The sequence below is a fragment of the Vibrio sp. 99-8-1 genome (assembly GCF_013114595.1).
GTDB lineage: Bacteria > Pseudomonadota > Gammaproteobacteria > Enterobacterales > Vibrionaceae > Vibrio.
Genome location: NZ_VTXE01000008.1, coordinates 1 through 21,379 on the forward strand (window position 1 = coordinate 1; position 21,379 = coordinate 21,379).

Sequence of the window (21,379 nt, forward strand, 5' to 3'; positions counted from 1 at the left end):
GTCAGATAATCTTGAAAGGGAATGCCATTCCTTCAATTATCTTTCTTGAACTGAACTTGTTGATGTTGCTCTGAATCCTGCATCTTGAGGTCACTTGAGTATATACTACATGAATCTGATTCAATTTATCGATATTAAAAATATTCGTTTATCGCTAAATAACGATCACGGATATGTTCAATCAAAGCTTGAATTCGTTTGGCGGGTTTACGGGTGTAGGGATAGACAGCATAAATGCCAACTTCCTTCCCTACCTGTTCAGCCAAGACTTCAACCAAACTGCCCTCTTGCAAATCTTCATACACCAAACAAGTCGGTACATAGGCTAAACCGTTCCCTGCTAACGCAGCTCTTCGTAATGCAGCAGAGTTATTAGAAGAGAAGTTACCGCTCACTTTCAAGGTATACACGTCACTATTTCGCTTGAACTGCCAGTCAAATGTTCCGGTGCTTTCATAGGTGTAACCAAGACAGTTATGTCGTAATAGATCTTTCGGTTTATCTGGTTTTCCGTACTTTTCCAGATACTGAGGTGTGGCGCATATCACCCAACGTGAATTGAAAATATACCGAGCAATTAAACTCGAATCTTCTAAATAACCCGTTCGAATGACTAGGTCATATTTATCAGCGATAAGATCGACAAACTCATTGTCCATCGACATATCGATGGTAAGCCCGGGATGTTGTTGGCAAAAGTCAGATACCGCTTCTGCCAACAGTAGGTCACCCGAGATAGTCGGCACTGACATACGAATATGCCCAGACAATACTTCGTTATAGCCGTTAATCGCATTAAATGCCGATTTGGCGATGTCTTTTATATCTTTAGCGCGATTGTAGAGAACTTCTCCTGCCTCAGTTGGAGAGAGATTACGTGTGGTGCGATAGATTAACTGCACCCCTAGCTTTGTCTCCAACTTGCTAACTCGTTTGCTGACCACAGATTTGGTAATATCATTCAGCTCAGCCACTTTGCTAAAAGAGCCGTTTTCAATTACCTGGGTAAACAAGACTAAGTCATCAATATCTGGCATAAGAAGTACTCTTAGTTACATATCATCAATTATAATATATGTCGCATAAACAGGGCCATGAACCCCTACTACTTTTATCAGTTCAATATCCGCTGTAGAGCTTGGTCCTGAAATAAAGTTAACGCAAGAAGGCATTCTCTCTCCCGCGGCGGCTTTTTGATGCAGTACCGCCGTGGCTTGGGTCAACCGTGCAAACAACGTACTTTTAGCAACAACAAATATCGATGCTTCAGGTAACAAGCTCACCGCTCTCCCCTGTTGAGGGTTACTATGCAGCACCATAGTACCAGACTCTGCTAACGCTTGTTCAGCATAAACAATACCAACCTTCGCTCGTTCAGCCAGCTCAATATTGCGCTGATAGCCGATAGCCGCTTGCCAAGTATTAATATCATATTGTTCAGACTCGATAGAGCATTCAGGGATCAACGCCAACAATCTTGGGTCGGCGGACAACAGCACTTCCGCTTTATTTGTCTCTTTATTTTGTTCAGAGAGCGAGTCCACCGTACAATATTGCTCACATACTTTTGTGATAGCTGTAGAGATAGACTCTTTTGTTACCACAATGGCTTGCGACGCCAAATTGGTTTGAGTATAGGCCAGCAGCACCTCTTTTAACTCATCTTTAGAGTAATCAGACATTACCTGATGGTGGCAATTATGTCGCAAAGCGGGTCTCTCAACCGGCTCAATATTTTTTTCACGTCCGAGTTTCTGAGCAATATTGTCCAAAAATGAATTGCGGTTGTAAATGCGTTCAGCATCCTCTGTTAACAAAGCGTTTGACATCATAGGCTCCTATTTCTTTTGATGAGATTTAAACCAACTACGGAACGACTCACCATCAGGCTCTGGTAAATCCCTTGCTTCTGTCCATTCACTCGTTGCACCAATATTAATAGGCATTTTGCCATTCTTAATCAGACTACTTGCTACAGACGCTCCCACTTTTACCGTACTATTCCACAGTATTGGGCGAGCATTAATGAAGTTAAATGCTGAAACGGTGGCTCTTTCTAGCGCAGGGGTAATATTCTGTTCAGCCATTTTTTGTCTATGTTTGAGGATCAAATCAGATAGAGGAATCTTCACCGGACAAACATCATTACAAGATTGGCACAAGCTACAAGCGTACGGCAGATCTTTAAAATCTTCATAACCGCCTAATAGAGGAGAAAGCACTGCACCAATAGGGCCAGAATAAATTGAGCCATATGACTGACCACCAATATGCCGGTAAGCAGGACAAGTATTTACACATGCGGCACAACGAACACAACGAAGAATATCTTTAAATTCAGAGCCTAAGATCTCAGAGCGACCATTATCAACGATAACTAAATGAAACTCTTCTGGTCCATCGCAATGTTCATCTTCTCTTGGTCCAGTCAGCGCAGTTACATACCCCGTCAACGGAATACCAACCGCACTCCGGCACAATAAACTAATGACAATATCCAACTCTTCGAAGGTAGGAACAATACGTTCCATTCCCATTACCGCAATATGGGTCTTCGGTAAACTGGTGGCCAAACGCGCATTACCTTCGTTGGTAACCAAACTAATGGTTCCTGATTCTGCTACTGCAAAATTACACCCTGTGATGCCAATATCTGCTTCTAAAAAGTCATGACGAATATAATCACGAACAAACTGTGTCATCTCTTCTGGATCATTGCTGCCCTGATAACCAATTTTATCTTTAAAAATGTCACGGATTTGGGTTCGATTTTTGTGCAACGCAGGAACCACAATATGAGAAGGAGGATCGCAATCATCGACCTGCAAAATGTATTCACCTAGATCGGTTTCTACCACCTCGCAATCGTTTTGTTGAATCACTCGGTTAAGGTCTATTTCTTCCGTTACCATCGACTTAGATTTAACGACCTTCTTGGCATTTTTCTTTTGCACGATGGATTCGATGTAATCCGTTGCCTGTTCGGCTGTTTTTGCAAAGAAAACATGTCCGCCGTTCTTAGCCACATTGTCGCTAAGCTGTTGCAGGTAATAATCTAAATTTTCAAGTACATGGTTACGGATATCCATACCCATTTCACGCCACTCTTCCCAGTTACCAAGCTTATCTGCGGCAATCTGACGGTTAGCAAACATTCGTTCCTGAGCATTTGCGACAGACTGACGCATAAACTCATCTTTCATCTGCACATTGATACGTTCACGAAACTGCTTATTGCTGGTTTTCATCGACATATTACTTCACCTCACCGCTTAGCAATACATCCACTATGTGCATCACTTTTACTGGTTTACCTTCACGACTAATTCGTCCACCAATATTGATTAAACAACTGATATCCGCACCGATTAGATAGTCAGGCTCAACCTCGGTAATATGGCGCACTTTTTCTATTACCATCTCACCGGAAATTTCCGACATTTTGACGGAAAAAGTGCCACCAAACCCGCAACAAGTCTGCTGATTTTGAATGGGTAGCAACTCTAATCCTTCTACATTGTTGAGAAGGGTTAGTGGCTCTTCTATTACGCCTAGTTTTCGAATCAAACTGCACGATGGATGATAAACACCCCGTCCTTTAAGCTTTGCTCCTAGGTGTTCAACTTTTAACTCATTAACAATGAATTGAGTCAGTTCAAACAGGCGATCTGCCACACGTTGAGCTCGACTGGCCCATTCAGGTTCATCGGCCAAATATTGAGGGTATTTCTTAATAGAAGCCGCGCACGATCCCGCAGGGCTCACTATCGGGTAATCATTCTCTTCAAATGCCTGAATGATATTTTTCATTGCAGGCTTGCTCCCTTCAATATAACCACTGTTGAGAGAAGGCTGACCACAGCACCCCTGCTTTTGTGGAAAAATCACTTCACAGTTCAACTGTTCAAGTAGTAATACGGTTTTTTTAGCGACATCGGCTTTCACCATATCACCAAGACAGGTGGCAAATAGATTCACCTTCATTGTGTTGCTCCCGTGGTAGAGATGCAATTAGCAAAAATGCTAATTTCAGTGCAGTTATTAAATTAGGCGACGAACACTTATAAAGAAGTATTAGTCGATAAATTTTAATTATTATTATCTTTCGAACAGTAAATATATATAACCTTACTGTTTATCGGTTTATATATAGTCTAGCTACAATTTTTAGCTTCGCTAGCAATAAATAGTCTACCCTACCTCCGTCACTGTGACGTATTGTGATATAAGGCTTTTACATACGAGGTTAAATGTCAAAATCACAATAAATAACAATGTGTTAACTTTACATCCATTTCAACACCAGCATTGATTGGGTTAGTTTTGGAAACAATAATTATCTAATTGAACTACAATTGGTTACATAAAAGCCTTTACGAGTGATTGCATTAACTAATCATTAAGTATTAGTCATTTGCTTACTTATCAGAAGATGCTTATTTAAATTCACTAGAAATATTCCATTAACATTTTTAAATATAAATCTAAAACTTATTAAAACACTTAATCACCCTTTTATTTCCGCTAACTAAAATAAATATATTTACCACTGACATCATTACTAAAATTCGTTCCCCCCTGCTAATAACTTCTATTTCCTTTATTGATTTAATTTCCTTCATTTCGCTCATTACTGCACGTTCATTACCATTTAAATTATCCCATCGGGAAGGTATTAAAAATAAAATGGCCTTCACTGAAATTTTTTTACCATTGCCCCTCTCTACTACAACATAGACAAAGACAATGTACGGAGATAACGAATATGAAAAAATGGATTAACGGTTTATTGCTGATCGCAGCCCAAGCCCTTTTCGCGACTTCTGCCTTTGCTGCTGATGCCATTTATACCGGTTTTTTCAGTAATAAAGCATTAGATGGCTACGATACCGTTGCTTACTTTACCGAAGGAAAACCAGTAGAAGGCAATAAGGATTTCAAGATCTCTTACAAAGGTGCCGATTGGTATTTTTCCAGCCAGGAGAACCTTGATAAATTCCAAGCAGATCCAGACAAGTTCGCACCACAATATGGCGGATACTGTGCATGGGCAATAGCGGCAAAAAATGACTTTGCCCCAGGGGACCCTAAACAGTGGAGCATTGTCGATGACAAACTCTATTTAAACTATGACAAATCAGTCAAAAATCAGTGGTTACAAGATGTTCCCGGATTTATAGCTCAAGGGGATAAAAACTGGCCGACTCTACTTGCTCAATAATACTATTGCGTAAAATTATAGAGCGAACATATTGTTCAACCTTCTTCGGTTTACTGCCTTTACCGAAGAAGGTTGATATTGTAAAAACCGATCCAGTTAACTTAGATTTCATGTAACTACGTGTGGCTTTATTCAATGTGACTATCTTCTAACTGTAGTAATGACTGTCCTTGATAATTAGTCCCTGATAATTATTGACGGCTGTCCTTTTATTTTCATGCCTTCACTCACTCTGTATCCTTTATAAGTACTGGTCTTATTAGCACTTCAGGAGCAAATCCTATAATGACTAAAACGCTGATATGATGTACTCTTAATTCATTGAATCTATGTTAAATTCATTCTTATTTTGGGGAACATATGGCCGTTGATGAGTACAATTCTAGCTCCCGCCCTTTGACGGTAAAACTGGATGGAAAAGGTCCTTACATTATTACCGATATGACCTGTAAGGAGGCGCTGTCTGCTGGAAGTAAACTATCACTATCACTTGTTTCTCCCGAACCTGTTCAAGATTCATCGTTAGGTAAACCTGTCGCGATTGAGTTTAATCAAGGTGAAAATAACCGCTCTTTCAATGGGTTAATTACTTCAATTGAACTTATTGAGTACAGTATCGAGAAAGATCTCTACTACTACCGAATAGGTTCAAGTGACGCACTATCTATTTTAGCTTTTCGTCACAACCGACAGATCTTCCAAAATGTCAGTAGCAAAAAAGTGCTTGAGACTATTTTTGAAAAAGCGGGAATAAAAAGCTATATCAAAATATCCGTATCTGGCGACGGCGAGGAGCACGAATATTGCACTCAAATGGACGAGACGGATCTGGCATTTGCTCATCGTATTATGGCAAGTGAAGGTTGGCATTATCGAGTTGATCACTCTTCCTCTTCTCATAAAGTACTTATTTCTGATAAAAATCAAAGCTTTGAAAGCGCCAAAAATAGCCCTTACTCATATAAAAAGTTGGGGAGTAGTAACGAGTTCACCATAAGCAATTGGAAACAAAAAAGTAAAGTCACCTCTGCCAAAGTCAGCCTTGCTGATTTCAGCCATGAACTTCCTGAGCTAATAGATAGTGGCGAACAGTCTTCCTCCGCATCAGCCAGCATCAATGACTTATCGAGTTACCACTATGGCGTTGGTAGCAAGGATAAATCTATCATTCGCACTCTAGCTAAGACACAAATGGAGTCGCTGGATGCAGAGAAATATGTATGCAGCTCTTCTTCTACTATTATGGAGCTCTCTGCAGGATACAATTTCAAGCTCTCTGACCATCCAATTTCTGACAGCAATCAAGAATATGTGGTCACCGAAATCGTTCATCATATAAAAAGCGCTGAATCAGGACGAGACATTCAATATCGTAATCAGTTTGAGTGTATTCCAAGTACCACAACCTTTCGTCCTAAAATGCTAAGTAAGCCTCGTGTATCATGCGTACACAGCGCTTATGTCACAGGCCCAAGTGGAGAGGAGATTTATAGTGATGATCAGGGAAGAGTAAAAGTTCAGTTTCATTGGGATCAAAATGGTGAAAATGACGAAAACACCTCCTGTTGGCTAGCGGTATCCCAAAACTTTGCTAGCAACGGATTTGGCATGCAGTTTACTCCACGGATTGGTGATGAAGTTATCGTTAGCTATATTGATGGCGACCCTGACTATCCCGTTATCTCTGGTTCAATTTATAACCCATCCAACAAACCACCATTTGATTCTGCAACTCAAAGTGGCATCCGCACTCGAACCACGCCAGACGGAAGCAGTAAAACCAGCAATGAAATCCGCTTTGACGATCAAAAAGACAAAGAACAGTTCTATCTCCATGCACAAAAAGATCTATTGCTAGAAGTTGAAAACGATAGCACGTCGACAATCACTGGTGCAAAAGCCGTTAACATAGAAAAAACCTTAGATGTAACCAGTAAGGAAGCGTTTACCGCGGCCACAGAAAAAACGATGGCGATTTCCAGTAAAGAAGCGTTTTCCTTAGATTCCAGCAAAACCGTTCAAGCTACGAGCAAAGAAGATTTCTCGATTAAATCGGATAAAAACATCGCCGTTGAAGCGAGTTCAAACGCAGACATTACCGCAACGGCATCAATAACCGTAGACGGACAAGAGATCTCCTTAAAAGGAAAAACCAAAATTGCCTTAGCTGTAGGCGCTTGTAAAATCGAACTTAGCGCGAGTGGAATAAAAATTGAAGCTCCTCAAGTCAGTATTGCAGGACAGGCAAAAGCAGAACTTAAAGCGGCGATGGTAACCGTTGAAGGGCAAGGGAAAACCGACATCAAGGGAGCCCTTGTCTCGGTAAATGGTAGCGCGATGACGGAAATTAAAGCAGGTGCCATGGTTCAAATTCAAGGTGCAATTGCGAAGGTAAACTAATGAAATTTTTAAAAATTCCACACCAATTCGCCAAGGACATAATGGCACTATACGAGCCAACAGCAGAAGCTCAAGAAGCACTGACCGAAAACATGTCCCCTTATGATTGGCTAGAACAAGCAATTAACAGTGAGTTATATAGTGACGCAGTCACATTTATAGCTCACGGCTTGCCAATTAGAGAATCTATTTGGTGGGCCTGTAACTGCGCAGCGAGTCGGGATGATTGGTCGACTGAAGAAAATGACGCCGTTAACGCCGCCAAAGCTTGGGTTTATACACCTGATGAAACCAGTCGGCGCCATGCCGAAGAGATGGCGAAAATAGCGACTCTAGATACAGGTGCCGGCTGGGCTGCACAAGCTGCGTTTTGGAGTGGTGGTAGCATGACATCACCAACCGATCCTATCGTTCCTCCACCCGCAAACTTATATGCTCAAGCCGTTGCAGGATGTATCAATCTAACCGCAGTGTTACCGGATGGTGCTCATGCGGTAGAACGATATAAGCATTATATTGATATGGGGTCTGATATTGCTAACGGTGGTAATGGCGAACAAGAAGGAGCGTTGTAATGTTTCCTGCTGCAAGAGCAACTGATATGCATGTTTGTCCTATGCAAACTCCTGCCATTGTACCGATTCCACACGTCGGAGGCCCAATACTGCCAATGCCATCTACGGTGCTAATAGGCAACTTACCTGCTGCAACATTGGGACAGATGTGTGTCTGCGTAGGTCCACCTGACAGCATTATTAAAGGGAGCGCCACAGTACTAATTAATAATATGCCAGCAGCAAGAATGACCGATATGACAGCGCACGGTGGAACCATAGTACTCGGTTTTCCAACGGTACTAATCGGCGGCTAACACTCCTTATTCGAGGACATATATGGTCACCTCGTCCGATAGATTGAGAGATTAATGATTAAGCTCACGTTACGGCAATAAACATTGTGCTGCCTTAGGATGAATTTCGCTCTTTTATCAATATGCACCATAATTGAATAAGTTAGAGTGAAATAAGTGTATCTAGTTGCTTAGATTTACACAAAAACTCGTTCGGCCAATAGGTAGTTTATGTTTCTAATAAACAGTGGAAATTCTAAACGCGGATTATTAATCATCATTATTTCACTTTTGATGCTGGCCGGGTTTGTTTTTACCAACGCGGTAAATTTTTACTACCTTAAACTCAATTTACGCAATTCAATTATCGAAACGGAACTACCAAAGGCGACGACTGAAGTCTATTCTGAAATCACTTTGAATGTGCTCCCAGCCATTATCGCTTCCTCTATGTTAGCCAATGATCGTTTTATCCAACGCTGGTTACAGAACAATGTCTGTGAGGATGAAGATCTTGTCAGCTATTTAGCTCAGATAAAACACCGTAGTAATGCCTTAATTAGTTTTGTCGTTTCATTCGAATCACAGCAATATTTTAACTCTGAAGGGGTTAAAATGTATGAATCAGAAGATGATCCTCAAGCTGCATGGTATTTTGATTTTGTTAATAGCGACAAAATGTATGAGTTAAATGTAGGGCCAAATATCGACTCAAGCCATACACCAGCACTGTTTGTTAACTATAAAATATTTCATGAAGATCAATTATTAGGCGTTGTTGGTTTAGGGTTGAAGTTCGATGTTATCAAGAACATTCTGCAACAGTTTAAACATAACTATAACCAAAACATCTACTTTCTTGATGCTCACGGCCATATTATTTCTCATTCAGAAGGAGCAATGCTCGACAGTAAAGCCATATCTAATCTGCCAACTTTCTCCGATGCGCTGAGCAATGCCAATCAACATGATTCAACCATTCTTGAGTATCAAAATGAGCATGGAAAATTCTTATTAAACCTACAATATATTGCTGAGCTCAACTGGTGGATGTTAATAGAGCAAGAGGAAGAGATCACCTTTAGCGAGATACGGACCATCCTCTATACCAATCTGTTTATCGGCCTAGTCACCATTATCGTCATCCTCATTATTGTCTCTTGGGTAGTAAATTTCTTTCATAAGCAGCTAGAGGCTATGGCAACAACAGATGCATTGACCCAGTTAAATAATCGAGCTGCATTTGAATATCAGGCGAAAAAAGCTCTGTTGCAGAGTGAACGTTCATCCACGCCTATTTCCGTACTCATGATAGATATCGATAAGTTCAAAGATATCAACGATAAATACGGTCACTTAAAAGGGGATCAGGTACTACAGACCATTGCGACCAATATTGACTCATCGACTCGACAATCTGACTGCGTAAGCAGGTGGGGAGGTGAAGAGTTTGTTGTCTTGGCACACAATAGTGATATAGACAGTGCCGCAATACTGGCTGAGAAAATTCGCGCCAGAATAGAAAACTGCCACTCCTTTCCACAGCCGATCACCATAAGTGTGGGAGTAACGCAGGCAGTTAATGGTGATTCATTGGATCATTTATTAGCCAGAGCAGATATCGCCCTATACCAATCAAAAAATAACGGCAGAAACTGTGTGAGAACAGTGCAAGCAGAGGAGTAACATCCACTTGTACTGTCCAGTTAACCGCGACTTGAATGCATCAGTTTTGCAACACGATTAAGATTGAGCACTCAGTTCAATTTGACCTGCTTTGTTAAAAGCAGGATGACTTGCCAGTTGCTCTGCGTATGCCTCAATGTTGCTATATTGCTGAATAAGCCCAAAGTTCTGTAACGCCTCCACAACAAAAGAGATCATAATATCCGCACCTGTTAAGGTATCTGCGACTAAATACCGCTTATCTTGTAATGACGAATTTAAATACTCTGCAATTTTCGCCAGCTCTGCATCTGCGTAATCTGCTAGAAAGTTAGTTTCACAACCATCTTTCATGACAAAGATCTTCAATAGTGGCGGCAAAATACCGGAACTTTCAGCAAAGTGCATCCACTGCAGGTACTCAACATGCTCTTTAGTACCGCGTAGCGGTGCCAGTTTTCCATCGGCATATTTGTCTATCAGGTACTCCGTAATCGCTCCAGATTCCGTCACAATCAAACCATCATCTTCAATAACGGGTGATTTGCCCAGTGGATGAATAGACTTAAGTTCTGGCGGAGCCAAGAAAGTGACGCTATCTCTTTGATAAGGAGTAATTTTATATTCTACATTTAGCTCTTCCAACAGCCAAATGATGCGTTTAGAGCGCGATTTATTTAGGTGGTGTAATGTGATCATTTTTATCTTATCCGTGCTATTTAAAGAGGTTGATTGACTTTAACAACAAGTTTTCCGAAGTTTTTACCTTCAAGAAGTCCTTGGAAGGCGTCGACGGCATTTTCTAACCCTTCCACCATCTGTTCTTTATATTTCACTTTGCCTTCTGCTAACCAAACAGACATATCCGCCGCAAACTCATCATAACGGTGTGCATAATCATCAAAAATTATGAATCCTTGCATTTTGATACGCTTAACCAACAAGGTTCCCATCAACATCGACATACGATCAGGCCCTTCTGGCAAAGAGGTGGCGTTATACTGCGAAATCAAACCACATAAAGGAACTCTCGCTGCGGTATTAAGCAATGGCAATACCGCGTCAAACACTTTTCCGCCGACATTTTCAAAATAGACATCAATTCCCTGATCACACGCTTTTGCTAGTTGTTCAGAAAAATCCGCCGCTTTGTGATCAATACACTCGTCAAAACCTAACTCTTCTTTAGCATAACAACACTTCTCTTCTCCACCGGCGATACCTACAACACGTGCACCTTTCAACTTACCAATTTGCCCCACCGTTGCTCCCACTGGGCCTGTTGCTGCAGCGACAACAATCGTTTCGCCCGGTTTAGGATCACCAATATCCAACAGTCCCATGTATGCGGTAAAACCTGGCATGCCCATAATGCCCAGTGCATACGAAGGTGCCATAGGCTGCTTTCCTAACTTCAGTAAGCCTTCACCATTAGAAAGTGCCAGTTTTTGCCACCCTGTATAAGCTAATACCCACTCACCCACTTCGAAATCACTGTTGTTCGACTCTTCAACCTGACAAACCGTACCACCAACCATAACATCATCAATGGCAACTGGTTCAGCATAGGATTTAGCATCACTCATTCGCCCTCTCATATACGGATCTAAAGAGAGATAAATGGTTCGTAGTAGCACTTCGCCTTCTGCGGGTACCGGTCTCTGGGTATTTTCTAAACGAAAGTTTTGCTCTGTTGGCGCACCAACGGGACGAGAAGCCAATACAATTCTGCTGTTACTTTCAAGTTGAGTTTTCATTATTTAATCCTTGTTATATTTACCTATTTTTTGCTATTTACTAAGGTAGTAAACGACAAAAAACGTGCCAATTAATGCAGCCAAATTCCAGTTACCGGTTCAATCTATGGCGTGACAAATAAAGTAACTTGCCACCACTAAATTAGACCAGTCGTCTAGCTCTGTGTTATAAAAAAACTCGTACAGCCACCTATACGAGCTCAAATTGTCTGTTTAGAGCAATGAGTTGCCTTGCAAAAAGCGTTCTGTTTTCCGCAACGTATTCATCATACCTTGTGGATCTTTACTCAATTTATATAAAACGCTTGTTCCTAACCAAAGTTGATAAAGGCTGACAGCAGCATCATGACTGTCTGTCACTTTAATTGAGCCATCTTTTATTCCAAGCTCTATACAGTCTGCAATGGCACCCGTAATATCGTTAGCACCTTTGTGTAACGCTAATCGCATGGGCTCGGATAGATCAGACACTTCAGCAGATAGCTTAACGACTAAGCAGCGCTCTGCGCCACATGCACCTTGTGAAATTTCTATCCATCGACGCCAATACGTAAGCAAACGTTCATTAGCGGATAAGTTATCATCTTCAAATAAACCCTTTAAGCGGACCATGTATTGACTAAAATAGTCCTCTATCAATGCTTCGCCAAACTGCTCCTTTGACTTAAAGTAATGATAGAAAGAGCCTTTAGGTACTTCTGCATGTTTTAACAGTTGGGACAGACCGACACTGGTAAAGCCTTTCGCTACGATAAGTTCATAGCCAGTTTGCAATATGTGCTGTCGCGTTTCATTCGTTTTTGTTTTCATGCAGACGATAATAAACAAAATTAGACCGGTCGTCTAGTTATTTTATAGTTCGCTATTTTTCGCCGCTAAAGATGCGATATAGCGCTTGTTTTAACAGCCTACTGTATAATCAACGACGACAATATCTTGAATGATTTTTCTGAAGTGGACTTTTAATGCATCATGTTCCGGGTGAGTGAGGTAACGATCTCTGGCTTCCTCACTACAAAATGTCATCACTATGGCAAGATCATAAGATTTGTTCTTTCCCTCCGGGCTATTATTCTCGCCCCACTCCACTGTTTCTATTCCATCGACCTTGTCTGAGATCGATAAAAAAGCCGCTTTCGCTGCATCTCGCTCAATAACCGTAGCACTCTGTTTTGTTTCAACCAACATTAAATGACGAATCAATCTGTTCTCCTTATCTGCTGAAAATTGTTTGGCTATCTTATTCCAAACAAACACTGATTGACTTACTTAGACTACTTCGCTTTTCTACAAAGTTCACCTAATCTCGTCAAAACAACGATATTTCTTAACGGTCAAAATACGCTAACCATCGGGCGGTTTGTCCATCGGATTTAATGTCATCGGCGCGACGGGCAGATTGTCGTGCCATCTCTAACTCACCAAGGTAAAAATACGCTTCAGTCTTAGTTAACCACTGCTGTTGAGTTAAACGGTTAAATAGATCCAGTTCAGATATAACTTGCTGATACTGCTTATCCCGCATTAACAGCTGCACATAAGACCAGTGATAACGGCTCTCTTTTTGTCGAGCGTTATTCCATGCTACGAGCGCGAGCGAAAACGCCTTTGCTTGCTGCCAATAACCTGCTTCCGTCGCCCAATCTTGAGCATTTTTGTCGTCAATATCATTTTGATATATTCGCGCAGCCAACTCTGGCGACCCTTGTTGCTGATATAACTGAGCCATCGTCATTAGCTCTCTCTTTGTCAGAGAAAATCCTGCCCGTTGGTACTGTTTTAAACTACTAAGCGCCATTGAGTACTGCTTAAGTTGTAACTGCAAATCAATCTGATATTTCCACCAACGCGCTTTTTTCGGCTCTGTGGCTTTAATATTCTCGACGACTATCAGCGCATTTTCCCACTGCTTTAGCGCAAGATACGCGCCTAACAAAAGCTCTCGTTCCCGAGTGGTAAGCTGAGGTATTAACTGCTGGTAACGAGCCATGGTATCCAACACAACTTGCCAATGCTGTAACTGATAGTTGGCTTTTGCTAAACGAAGAAGTGTTGATGAAAGTAGTGAATCCTGCTGAGCATTATCTATCTCTGTGGCCGACTGCAATGTCGAAACCAGCTTGGTATATTGCTCTATTGCTAATACGTAATGCTGTTCCGAGAACAGTATATCTCCGAGCATACGCTGGGTAGAGAGCAATAACGGTTGCGGCAACCCATTGCTCTCTATCGCCTTAACCAGAGCACGTTTGGTTTTATCAGACTCCTCCTGCTGCCAATAGAGTACGGCTAACATGCGCTGAACATACCCTAGGTCATAATCGTTACGAGTTTTCGTCCTTTCTAGTAGCTCAATCGCCGCTACATTATTGTCTTGTTGCTGTAGAACAAAAGCACTGTTCACTCTATTAGCCACAAAAGAGCTGAGCTCTTTCGCGTTAAGCATGACAGGAAATAGCGTTCCAACAGACAACAGTAGAAAAAGTACTCTTTTCATCATTCATTCTGCAAGGTAAATTCAAGTCTGACCGTTTGTCCAGATTGAGCGGTGGCGACACCATCTGTGATCATGGGTTGGTACTTCCATCGTTTTAGCGCTCGCTTCGCCTCTTTATCAAACATCCCTTTTGGTTCACTCTTTAGCACTTTTATCTCTACTGGAGCACCGGATGCATCTATGGTGAACTGCAACACGATATACCCTTCAATATTGCGTTTTTTTGCTCGAATTGGATAACGAGGTTCTATGCGATAAAGAGGCAACGCTTGTTGGTTTTTCGCCGGCTTAATTGGAGCCAGTTCCGGCAGAACCGGGGGGGTTATAGCCAGCCCTATTACTGTGTTGTCAATCTCTAACATAGGAGCCGTGATATTCTCTAGCGGGATGGATTGTAAAGGTGCCGCGCGACTTACTAGTAATTGCGTTGGCGCTGCCAACTGTTGCTGAGGGGGCTCCGGAAGACGACGTTGACGCCTTTTGGCCTCACTCTCCTGTTCCACTTGCACAACATCAAACCGTAAAGCAGAGTCTGTACTCGGTAGTGACCGCACGTCCAATTTAACTAACCAAGTCATAAAAGCAAAAACGGTCATCGTTAATAACAGAGCACAAGGGATGATAATCAAAACCCTGATCATGGTTTCTGCTCTGTGGCTAATGCAATACGCTCAACACCTGCTCCTTTAGCACCATCCATAACTGCAACGACTGTCCCGTTAAAAGCATAAGCGTCAGCTTGAATAACTAATGAGGCATCCGGTTTATCGATAATCATGCTTTCCAAGGTTGCTTGAACCCTCTCTACATCAACCAGACGATTGTCGATATAAATATGGTTGTCGGCTGTAATTGCAATAAATATCGCCGCGTTCTTTTGGCTAGTCGCGTGGTTTGCCGAAGGGCGATTTACCTCAACTCCCGACTCTCGTACAAAAGAGCTAGTAACAATAAAAAAGATCAGCATGATAAAGACGATGTCTAGCATAGATGTCATATCAATCTGTGCGTCATCTCTATTCTCTCGTCGACGGCCTAATCTCATTGCCCTTCTCCAGTTAATTCTTTATTCGCCAAAACAGATTGTTGATTGCCACTTTCAGACGCGTTGATACGTAATAAACGTGCTAAATGCAGTTGCCTCTTCTCAGTGATTCGAGAAATACGCGAATAGACAAACAAACTCACCAATGCGGCCACCATCCCTGCCATCGTGGGTAATGTTGCCATCGAAATGCCTGCCGCCATTAACTGGGGGTCAGCGTTACCTTGCGTCGCTAACACATCAAATACCGAGATCATTCCGGTAACTGTCCCTAATAAACCTAGCATCGGAAAGAGCGAAACAATCAACTTCAGCAGTGACATGTTCACCGTTAACTTGGCTTTAGCTTCACTTAACCATCGACCTCTCTGGGCTTGAGCAAACCATGAAAAACGGTCACTGCGTTGTAGCCAAAACCCAAACCAGCGTTGTTGGTCTCTAGGAAATACTCGAACCAGATACCAAACTCGCTCCAGAACCAACGTCCAAAATAGTGTCATTAATCCAGCAAGCCACCACAGAATTGGACCACCTTTAGCCATAAATCGCTCTGCTGTTGCCAGCCATTCCGTGTTTCCAACTATAGAAATAACGTCACTTAAACCGTCCATTATTCAACTCTAACTGCTGCAACTATGTCCTGCTCCGCTCGCTCAGCAACCAATCCTATCCCCTGTTTCTCAATACTATTTCTTATGGACTCTGCTTGCGATGAAAGGAGGTTATGCGTTAGTAATAGCGGCATCGCGGCGATTAAACCCAACACTGTGGTAACTAGTGCCATGGAGATACCCCCAGCCATAATTTTTGGATCTGCGTTGCCAAACTGAGTAATGGTTTGAAATGTTTCTATCATACCTGTCACTGTTCCAAGCAACCCTAACATGGGTGCCAGTGCCGCCAACAATTTGATAAATGATAACCCTCTTTCAAGCCGAGCTTGCTCTTCCATTACTCCTTCAAGTAAACGCAGCTCCAACGCCTCAACATTATTGGAGCGATCCTGATGATAAAGAGCTAGAATTCTTCCTAATGGATTGTCAGCACTTGGTGTTGTTATCTGAGTCAATTGACGTCGAATTCTTCTCCTGCAAATCATTAAGAAACTGCCCTGAACGATTCCGACAAATAGACCAATACCCAGAATGGCAATGATAATTTGGCCAATAATACCGCCACTATTTATACGATCCATCATGGTTGGTGTATTGGTTAATTGGGTCAACAGTTCTCCACGACTAACATCAATATCAAGCAACTGATAATGGCTTGGTGCTGCTTTATTATCGTCAGCAAGAACAGCAAGATTGAGTGGCCGTTTAGGTTGCAAAGCATATGGAGTTGCTAACTCTCTATGCTTATTCCAGTGAAGATACCCTTGTTGGTTGCCCAACCCAATGGTTCCCAACCGGACAACAGGTTGAGTGATGACCTCGCCATTCGCTTGTACGACCGGTAGTTCCAATTTCTCAAGTTCGCCGCTACTGGTTGTTTGAGCGATAAATGCCTGCCACAAACCGTATAACTGCTCTTTTGAAGGCAATGTTCGAGCGTCAACAATATCATCCACCAACTGTTTATGGCGTTGCTGTGCCGAACCTTGGAAGGTAACAGCTTGCTCTTTTTGTAGGTCTTTAGCCGCTTGTCGCACGACACCAAATAGTTCACCTAAACTGCTCGATGCCAATCGTAACTGTTGTTCTTTCTCTACCAGTGTTTTCTCGTTCAGTGTAAAGCGATCACTAAGCTCATCAATCTGACTCTCTAATAACGCCACTTCATGGGTTAACTGGGCAAGTTGCTCTTTAAGTTGATGCTCCGTGGCTAAAAATTGCTCTGTTCTGTTTTTGTTATGCTGACTTTCTACTTGTTGCGCTTGCTTAGTCGTATCTAACAACTGTGCTGGCGACTTAATACTGTTTTCAGCAAACGACATCGGCGTGAATATTGCAAAACCGACTGAAAATAACGCCATTTTGTTGGCTAAAAAGGAAGTTAAACGACTCATTTCAACGGCTCCGATACATGCCTCAGCGAGACCGGCAAATTGAGTAAAGTCGGTGCGATTTGCTTATTTGCGACTTTAAAAGCAAGGTCTATATTCTCCCCAACATCTTGATTCACACCCTGCCACTCATCGGTAACCACGCTCCAAGACCAGTAGCGTTTCTGATCAATACTTCTCGCGACTAGAACGGCTTTTGCAAAATAGAGCACTTCGGCCTCTATATTGCGACCATCAACCTCAATGGATGCAAAATAACGCCCCATTTTTGAGCCATAATCGACTTCAATTTGTAACGCTTCTAATATCCGACGATACTTCTCCGCATCACTTATGTCCGCTTTCGACATCATCTCTTTCAATGAGCGAATTCGCTCAACACGCTTTTGATAACGTATCGGTTTATCCGTTTCCACCACGGTTTCTAAACCATCCAACATGGCGTACATCAGCGGAACGATACTTTTGCGCGTGTCGTCTATTTGTAGCAACTGCATCTGCAAACTGGTTAATTCTTGCTGCTGACTCTGTACGAGTTTATTCAGATGTGAGCGATACACTTCTAAGTTCTTCAACTCTGCGTTCAAGGCATCAATCTCAACTTGTAACTTCAGGCTATTTTCACTACTTTTCGACACTATTTCCTGAGTGTTCGCAGCCTGATCAGTGATTCGAGTTTCGACTTGATGTGACTCATCCATTCGCGAGCTATTCGCCAAAGCACTTACAGTAAAAACCATAAGACTAGCAAACAGAGTCTGCACCAGCCGTTTCTTTTTACTCATCATTTTCATCACTAAATTTAAAATCTCTTATATTATTAACTGATTAACCTTGTAGAGCTGCCGTAACCAATCGATGAGTCGCGACTCAACATAACTCGCTCACTACAAAGAAATAAACCACTCTCAGCGAAAGCAATCATACTACCTTGAACAATGTAAATAAGTCTATCTACATGACATTAATTTTCATTATCATTCTCGTCATTTCATTACTCCATTTCTTGCCACTTTTATGCGACTATCCGCCCTTTTTCACATGCCCCACTGATACTTTTCCCAGTGACAATATTTACTGTTAAGTAGATAGTACTTAGAGCTATATTCATCGATAATTTTTGAGGTAACTCCCTTGAGTTGTAATGATTGTCAATCACAATCTTGTCAAAAAAACACCCCCGCAACCATCGTAAAGTGGCGCTTTGATTACAGAAAGCTGTTTCGTTTATTAGCGCTAGTGTCGTTGGTTATTGCATGGTTTTCAGGGCAAGAACTCAACCGTCCTGATTGGAAGAATGCTCTACAGTCTCTATATCCACAAGCCACCATCGCTTCAATTGATAATAGCGATGTACTGTTTACCATGACTCAAAAAAATTCCGATTACTATGTCTCTATTGCAACGGAAAATAGTTTTGGTGGTCCCTTAACCGTCGCGTCAATTATCACGTCAGAAGGTAAGGTTAAATCCGTTGATATTTTGAATCACAGCGATACCCCTGCATACATTCAAAAACTGAAAAATGCCGGTTATTTTCGTCAGTTTCTACGAAAAGAGGTTGATTTTCTTCCTGTAAAAGACAAAAACTGGGATGCGGTTAGCGGGGCAACACTCAGCTCCAACGCTATCATGAGAGCCAATACCCGCGCCTCTCACCTAATTGCGGAACGCTACTTTGAACGTACAACAGAACCATTAGCAAGCACCATTAATTACACAGTGACTCATCTATTGTTGGCACTGCTCATCGCATGTTCCGTTACGAATATTTGGCTAAAAAATCAGACATTGAAACTGGTGTACGTATTGGCCAGCACAGCCGTTATTGGCTTTATGGCCAATCAGATGATCAGTGTGAGTAATTTTTCCGCCGTTATGATGGGATTTATTCCGTCGCTGTCAGAAAACCTAGGACTATGGATATTGCTTGGTAGTACATTATTAACCATCGTGTTACTGGGAAAAAATATCTACTGCGGCAACATCTGCCCATTTCACGGCGTACAGTATTTACTTCATAAAATCAGTAATCTCAATCTTCCTCTATTTCCTGCTGTATTAAAGCATGCGCACTATATTCCCAAAGTTGGACTATGGGCAGGGTTGATGGTCGGCTTTCTTACCATAAATCCAAGCGCGGGCTCTTATGAACCGTTCTCTATGATATTTTCTCTCCAAGGTGAAGGAATACAGTGGTTTATTCTACCTTCCATCTTGATTGGCGCTTTCTTTATACCTGATATGTTTTGTCGTTTTTTCTGTCCTGCGGGAGAGATGCTAACCCTACTCACTCTCTATAGAAACAAGCTGGTTTACCTAATCAAACCAATATTTGTGCGTAATAAAGGGGGCTCATTATGAGTACTGCCAATACTAACAAGCAGAGTTTGCCGAACAGCATCAAACCGCAAAAAACAACCACCAGCAACGGCATTAAGTGGCTATCGCTCTGTTTATTGCTTATCCCTGCTGGGGTGATCATTGCCTTTCTTCTGCAATCTCTACTCACAATGATGTAATCGCTCTATTTTGGTAACCACTATGAATAAAATCACCCATGCATTAATGAGTATATTGTTTACACCGGTATACGAGAATCGAGACATTCTAGTCTGTTACGCCAGTCAAACTGGCACAGCCGAAAACTTAGCATTGCAGTCAGGTCGAATTATTGCAAAAACGGCAAGAAGTGTAGAGGTACAATCATTATCAGCACTGCATCCATCTGACTTAAATGAATATAATCAAGTTGTTATGATTATTAGCACATGCGGTGAAGGGGAGATCCCGGATCAAGGAAAACTGTTTTATCAACAGCTGTGTGACCTGCCAGAACTATCCAGCAACATCAGTATTTTAGCCTTAGGGGATAAAAGTTATCAGCACTTTTGTTTAGCGGGTAAGCTTTTTCAACATGAACTTGTAAGACTCGGGCGTGCAAATAACCCTGAGCCTACGATGGTGAGCGGAGACCCACTTGAGACATGGCAAACTTGGCTTTCTCAGCAGTTGAATGAAGATATCAACACAGATCAAGTTCAACGAATCACCACTCCGGTGACATTAACTTTAACCAAACGAGAAGCGCTGCATAACACGTCACTTAATGTATCAGAGAGCGCAAGCCAACCAAACAAGAGCGGCAGTGCTAACCAAGCATACCAGCTTGTGTTTGATATCCAGCAAGACGACGAACATCCATATCAGATCAATGATTTAGTGAGCATTGTGCCACCAGGTAGTGATAAAGAGAGATTGTATTCCATTGCATCTTCTCCTAGCAAAAATCCACACCAACTTTCGCTATGTATTGCCAAACATCAATTTCTTCTCGATGGAGAGTGGCAAAATGGCAAATGTTCTCATCATCTAATAGAACAGATCGCTTTGGGCTCTCGTATAGAAGGTTTTATTAAAACAGGTAAAGGAATGCCGCTACCAAACAATCAGCAAGACACCATCCTCATAGCAACTGGCGCGGGAATCGCACCTATGATGTCGCTACTTGAAGAGAGAAAACAACAGCAACATCTTGGGAAAAATTGGTTTATTTTTGGCAACCGATACAGCAACTCTGACTTCTACTACCGCGAAGATATCCAGCAATATGTCAGTGAAGGTATTGTCCATCAACTGGATACGGCATTTTCTCGTGATAGTGAAGAAAAGCAGTACGTACAAGACAAGCTTGTTGAGCATCAACAGCAGTTGGCTGATTGGATAGTCAATCGACACGCAAATATTTACGTCTGTGGACGACCTGAATTAAAAGATGAAATCACTACCATAATCGAACAAGCATTGATTCGGTCATCACTGACAGAAGAAGAAGCAAAACAGACCGTCAACACGATGCGACAAAACGAGCAGCTAATTTTTGAATTGTTCTAACAAGTTGAGTTTAAGATATTTGGTGGTGCCAGCATCGTGCCATTA

General features: G+C 41.9%; 22 protein-coding genes. 8 read left to right on the plus strand and 14 right to left on the minus strand.

The window, feature by feature from the left end; all coding sequences use genetic code 11:
* Nucleotides 1–134 precede the first annotated feature (134 nt).
* From F0227_RS05570 to F0227_RS05585, 4 genes are read right to left on the minus strand one after another with little or no spacing between them, the layout of a single operon-like run.
* A complete protein-coding gene (locus F0227_RS05570) occupies nt 135–1,037 on the minus strand; it encodes a LysR family transcriptional regulator (RefSeq protein WP_171752198.1) in 903 nt (300 codons plus the stop codon).
* A 15-nt stretch (nt 1,038–1,052) separates the two neighbouring features.
* The gene (locus F0227_RS05575) at nt 1,053–1,829 is read right to left on the minus strand and encodes a lactate utilization protein C (protein ID WP_171752199.1); all 777 of its coding nucleotides are present in this window, start codon (nt 1,827–1,829) and stop codon (nt 1,053–1,055) included.
* A 9-nt stretch (nt 1,830–1,838) separates the two neighbouring features.
* On the minus strand, nt 1,839–3,254 hold the full coding sequence (locus F0227_RS05580; RefSeq protein ID WP_171752200.1) for a LutB/LldF family L-lactate oxidation iron-sulfur protein: 1,416 nt from the start codon (nt 3,252–3,254) through the stop codon (nt 1,839–1,841).
* A 1-nt stretch (nt 3,255) separates the two neighbouring features.
* The gene (locus F0227_RS05585) at nt 3,256–3,984 is read right to left on the minus strand and encodes a (Fe-S)-binding protein (protein ID WP_171752201.1); all 729 of its coding nucleotides are present in this window, start codon (nt 3,982–3,984) and stop codon (nt 3,256–3,258) included.
* A 781-nt stretch (nt 3,985–4,765) separates the two neighbouring features.
* On the opposite strand from F0227_RS05585, the gene F0227_RS05590 reads away from it, so the two are divergent.
* From F0227_RS05590 to F0227_RS05610, 5 genes are all read left to right on the plus strand, one after another.
* A complete protein-coding gene (locus tag F0227_RS05590) occupies nt 4,766–5,221 on the plus strand; it encodes a YHS domain-containing (seleno)protein (protein ID WP_171752202.1) in 456 nt (151 codons plus the stop codon).
* A 360-nt stretch (nt 5,222–5,581) separates the two neighbouring features.
* Nucleotides 5,582–7,621 (plus strand): type VI secretion system tip protein TssI/VgrG, encoded by a 2,040-nt coding sequence (tssI, locus tag F0227_RS05595; protein WP_171752203.1) that lies wholly within the window; start codon nt 5,582–5,584, stop codon nt 7,619–7,621.
* Nucleotides 7,621–8,196 (plus strand): Twin-arginine translocation pathway signal, encoded by a 576-nt coding sequence (locus F0227_RS05600; RefSeq protein ID WP_171752204.1) that lies wholly within the window; start codon nt 7,621–7,623, stop codon nt 8,194–8,196. Before tssI ends, F0227_RS05600 begins: the two co-directional genes overlap by 1 nt.
* The gene (locus F0227_RS05605) at nt 8,196–8,492 is read left to right on the plus strand and encodes a PAAR domain-containing protein (RefSeq protein ID WP_171752205.1); all 297 of its coding nucleotides are present in this window, start codon (nt 8,196–8,198) and stop codon (nt 8,490–8,492) included. Before F0227_RS05600 ends, F0227_RS05605 begins: the two co-directional genes overlap by 1 nt.
* A 210-nt stretch (nt 8,493–8,702) precedes the next feature.
* Nucleotides 8,703–10,157, plus strand: coding sequence for a sensor domain-containing diguanylate cyclase (locus F0227_RS05610; RefSeq protein WP_171752206.1), 1,455 nt, complete (start codon nt 8,703–8,705; stop codon nt 10,155–10,157).
* Nucleotides 10,158–10,214: 57 nt separating this feature from the next.
* On the opposite strand, the gene F0227_RS05615 is transcribed toward F0227_RS05610, so the two are convergent.
* From F0227_RS05615 to F0227_RS05660, 10 genes are all read right to left on the minus strand, one after another.
* Nucleotides 10,215–10,835, minus strand: a complete 621-nt coding sequence (locus tag F0227_RS05615) for a glutathione S-transferase family protein (protein ID WP_171752207.1) — start codon at nt 10,833–10,835, stop codon at nt 10,215–10,217.
* Nucleotides 10,836–10,855: 20 nt separating this feature from the next.
* Nucleotides 10,856–11,893, minus strand: a complete 1,038-nt coding sequence (locus tag F0227_RS05620) for an NADP-dependent oxidoreductase (RefSeq protein ID WP_171752208.1) — start codon at nt 11,891–11,893, stop codon at nt 10,856–10,858.
* Between the two features lie 213 nt (nt 11,894–12,106).
* Complete coding sequence (locus tag F0227_RS05625) at nt 12,107–12,703, minus strand: TetR/AcrR family transcriptional regulator (RefSeq protein WP_171752209.1); 597 nt, start codon at nt 12,701–12,703, stop codon at nt 12,107–12,109.
* Between the two features lie 90 nt (nt 12,704–12,793).
* Nucleotides 12,794–13,096 (minus strand): Dabb family protein, encoded by a 303-nt coding sequence (locus tag F0227_RS05630; protein WP_171752210.1) that lies wholly within the window; start codon nt 13,094–13,096, stop codon nt 12,794–12,796.
* A gap of 124 nt (nt 13,097–13,220) precedes the next feature.
* On the minus strand, nt 13,221–14,393 hold the full coding sequence (locus F0227_RS05635) for a hypothetical protein (protein WP_171752211.1): 1,173 nt from the start codon (nt 14,391–14,393) through the stop codon (nt 13,221–13,223).
* On the minus strand, nt 14,390–15,031 hold the full coding sequence (locus F0227_RS05640; RefSeq protein WP_171752212.1) for an energy transducer TonB: 642 nt from the start codon (nt 15,029–15,031) through the stop codon (nt 14,390–14,392). The genes F0227_RS05635 and F0227_RS05640 overlap by 4 nt, the downstream gene beginning before the upstream one ends.
* On the minus strand, nt 15,028–15,435 hold the full coding sequence (locus tag F0227_RS05645) for a biopolymer transporter ExbD (RefSeq protein ID WP_171752213.1): 408 nt from the start codon (nt 15,433–15,435) through the stop codon (nt 15,028–15,030). The genes F0227_RS05640 and F0227_RS05645 overlap by 4 nt, the downstream gene beginning before the upstream one ends.
* Entirely contained in the window at nt 15,432–16,046 is a 615-nt protein-coding gene (locus tag F0227_RS05650) for a MotA/TolQ/ExbB proton channel family protein (protein ID WP_171752214.1), read from the minus strand. The genes F0227_RS05645 and F0227_RS05650 overlap by 4 nt, the downstream gene beginning before the upstream one ends.
* Nucleotides 16,046–17,443, minus strand: coding sequence for a MotA/TolQ/ExbB proton channel family protein (locus F0227_RS05655; protein ID WP_171752215.1), 1,398 nt, complete (start codon nt 17,441–17,443; stop codon nt 16,046–16,048). Before F0227_RS05655 ends, F0227_RS05650 begins: the two co-directional genes overlap by 1 nt.
* Entirely contained in the window at nt 17,440–18,228 is a 789-nt protein-coding gene (locus F0227_RS05660; RefSeq protein ID WP_253822045.1) for a DUF3450 domain-containing protein, read from the minus strand. Before F0227_RS05660 ends, F0227_RS05655 begins: the two co-directional genes overlap by 4 nt.
* Nucleotides 18,229–18,574: 346 nt before the next feature.
* Between F0227_RS05660 and F0227_RS05665 the strand changes: the two genes are divergently transcribed.
* From F0227_RS05665 to F0227_RS05675, 3 genes are read left to right on the plus strand one after another with little or no spacing between them, the layout of a single operon-like run.
* Nucleotides 18,575–19,804 (plus strand): FMN-binding protein, encoded by a 1,230-nt coding sequence (locus F0227_RS05665; RefSeq protein WP_171752216.1) that lies wholly within the window; start codon nt 18,575–18,577, stop codon nt 19,802–19,804.
* A complete protein-coding gene (locus tag F0227_RS05670; protein WP_171752217.1) occupies nt 19,801–19,962 on the plus strand; it encodes a hypothetical protein in 162 nt (53 codons plus the stop codon). The genes F0227_RS05665 and F0227_RS05670 overlap by 4 nt, the downstream gene beginning before the upstream one ends.
* Nucleotides 19,963–19,984: 22 nt before the next feature.
* Nucleotides 19,985–21,334, plus strand: coding sequence for a flavodoxin domain-containing protein (locus tag F0227_RS05675; protein ID WP_171752218.1), 1,350 nt, complete (start codon nt 19,985–19,987; stop codon nt 21,332–21,334).
* Nucleotides 21,335–21,379: the final 45 nt, after the last annotated feature.

Coding starts and splice junctions, on each gene's coding strand:
- F0227_RS05570 (WP_171752198.1), bottom strand. CDS start 1,037: ATGCCAGATATTGATGACTTAGTCTTGTTTACCCAGGTAATTGAAAAC.
- F0227_RS05575 (WP_171752199.1), bottom strand. CDS start 1,829: ATGTCAAACGCTTTGTTAACAGAGGATGCTGAACGCATTTACAACCGC.
- F0227_RS05580 (WP_171752200.1), bottom strand. CDS start 3,254: ATGTCGATGAAAACCAGCAATAAGCAGTTTCGTGAACGTATCAATGTG.
- F0227_RS05585 (WP_171752201.1), bottom strand. CDS start 3,984: ATGAAGGTGAATCTATTTGCCACCTGTCTTGGTGATATGGTGAAAGCC.
- F0227_RS05590 (WP_171752202.1), top strand. CDS start 4,766: ATGAAAAAATGGATTAACGGTTTATTGCTGATCGCAGCCCAAGCCCTT.
- tssI (WP_171752203.1), top strand. CDS start 5,582: ATGGCCGTTGATGAGTACAATTCTAGCTCCCGCCCTTTGACGGTAAAA.
- F0227_RS05600 (WP_171752204.1), top strand. CDS start 7,621: ATGAAATTTTTAAAAATTCCACACCAATTCGCCAAGGACATAATGGCA.
- F0227_RS05605 (WP_171752205.1), top strand. CDS start 8,196: ATGTTTCCTGCTGCAAGAGCAACTGATATGCATGTTTGTCCTATGCAA.
- F0227_RS05610 (WP_171752206.1), top strand. CDS start 8,703: ATGTTTCTAATAAACAGTGGAAATTCTAAACGCGGATTATTAATCATC.
- F0227_RS05615 (WP_171752207.1), bottom strand. CDS start 10,835: ATGATCACATTACACCACCTAAATAAATCGCGCTCTAAACGCATCATT.
- F0227_RS05620 (WP_171752208.1), bottom strand. CDS start 11,893: ATGAAAACTCAACTTGAAAGTAACAGCAGAATTGTATTGGCTTCTCGT.
- F0227_RS05625 (WP_171752209.1), bottom strand. CDS start 12,703: ATGAAAACAAAAACGAATGAAACGCGACAGCACATATTGCAAACTGGC.
- F0227_RS05635 (WP_171752211.1), bottom strand. CDS start 14,393: ATGATGAAAAGAGTACTTTTTCTACTGTTGTCTGTTGGAACGCTATTT.
- F0227_RS05640 (WP_171752212.1), bottom strand. CDS start 15,031: ATGATCAGGGTTTTGATTATCATCCCTTGTGCTCTGTTATTAACGATG.
- F0227_RS05645 (WP_171752213.1), bottom strand. CDS start 15,435: ATGAGATTAGGCCGTCGACGAGAGAATAGAGATGACGCACAGATTGAT.
- F0227_RS05650 (WP_171752214.1), bottom strand. CDS start 16,046: ATGGACGGTTTAAGTGACGTTATTTCTATAGTTGGAAACACGGAATGG.
- F0227_RS05655 (WP_171752215.1), bottom strand. CDS start 17,443: ATGAGTCGTTTAACTTCCTTTTTAGCCAACAAAATGGCGTTATTTTCA.
- F0227_RS05660 (WP_253822045.1), bottom strand. CDS start 18,228: ATGATGAGTAAAAAGAAACGGCTGGTGCAGACTCTGTTTGCTAGTCTT.
- F0227_RS05670 (WP_171752217.1), top strand. CDS start 19,801: ATGAGTACTGCCAATACTAACAAGCAGAGTTTGCCGAACAGCATCAAA.
- F0227_RS05675 (WP_171752218.1), top strand. CDS start 19,985: ATGAATAAAATCACCCATGCATTAATGAGTATATTGTTTACACCGGTA.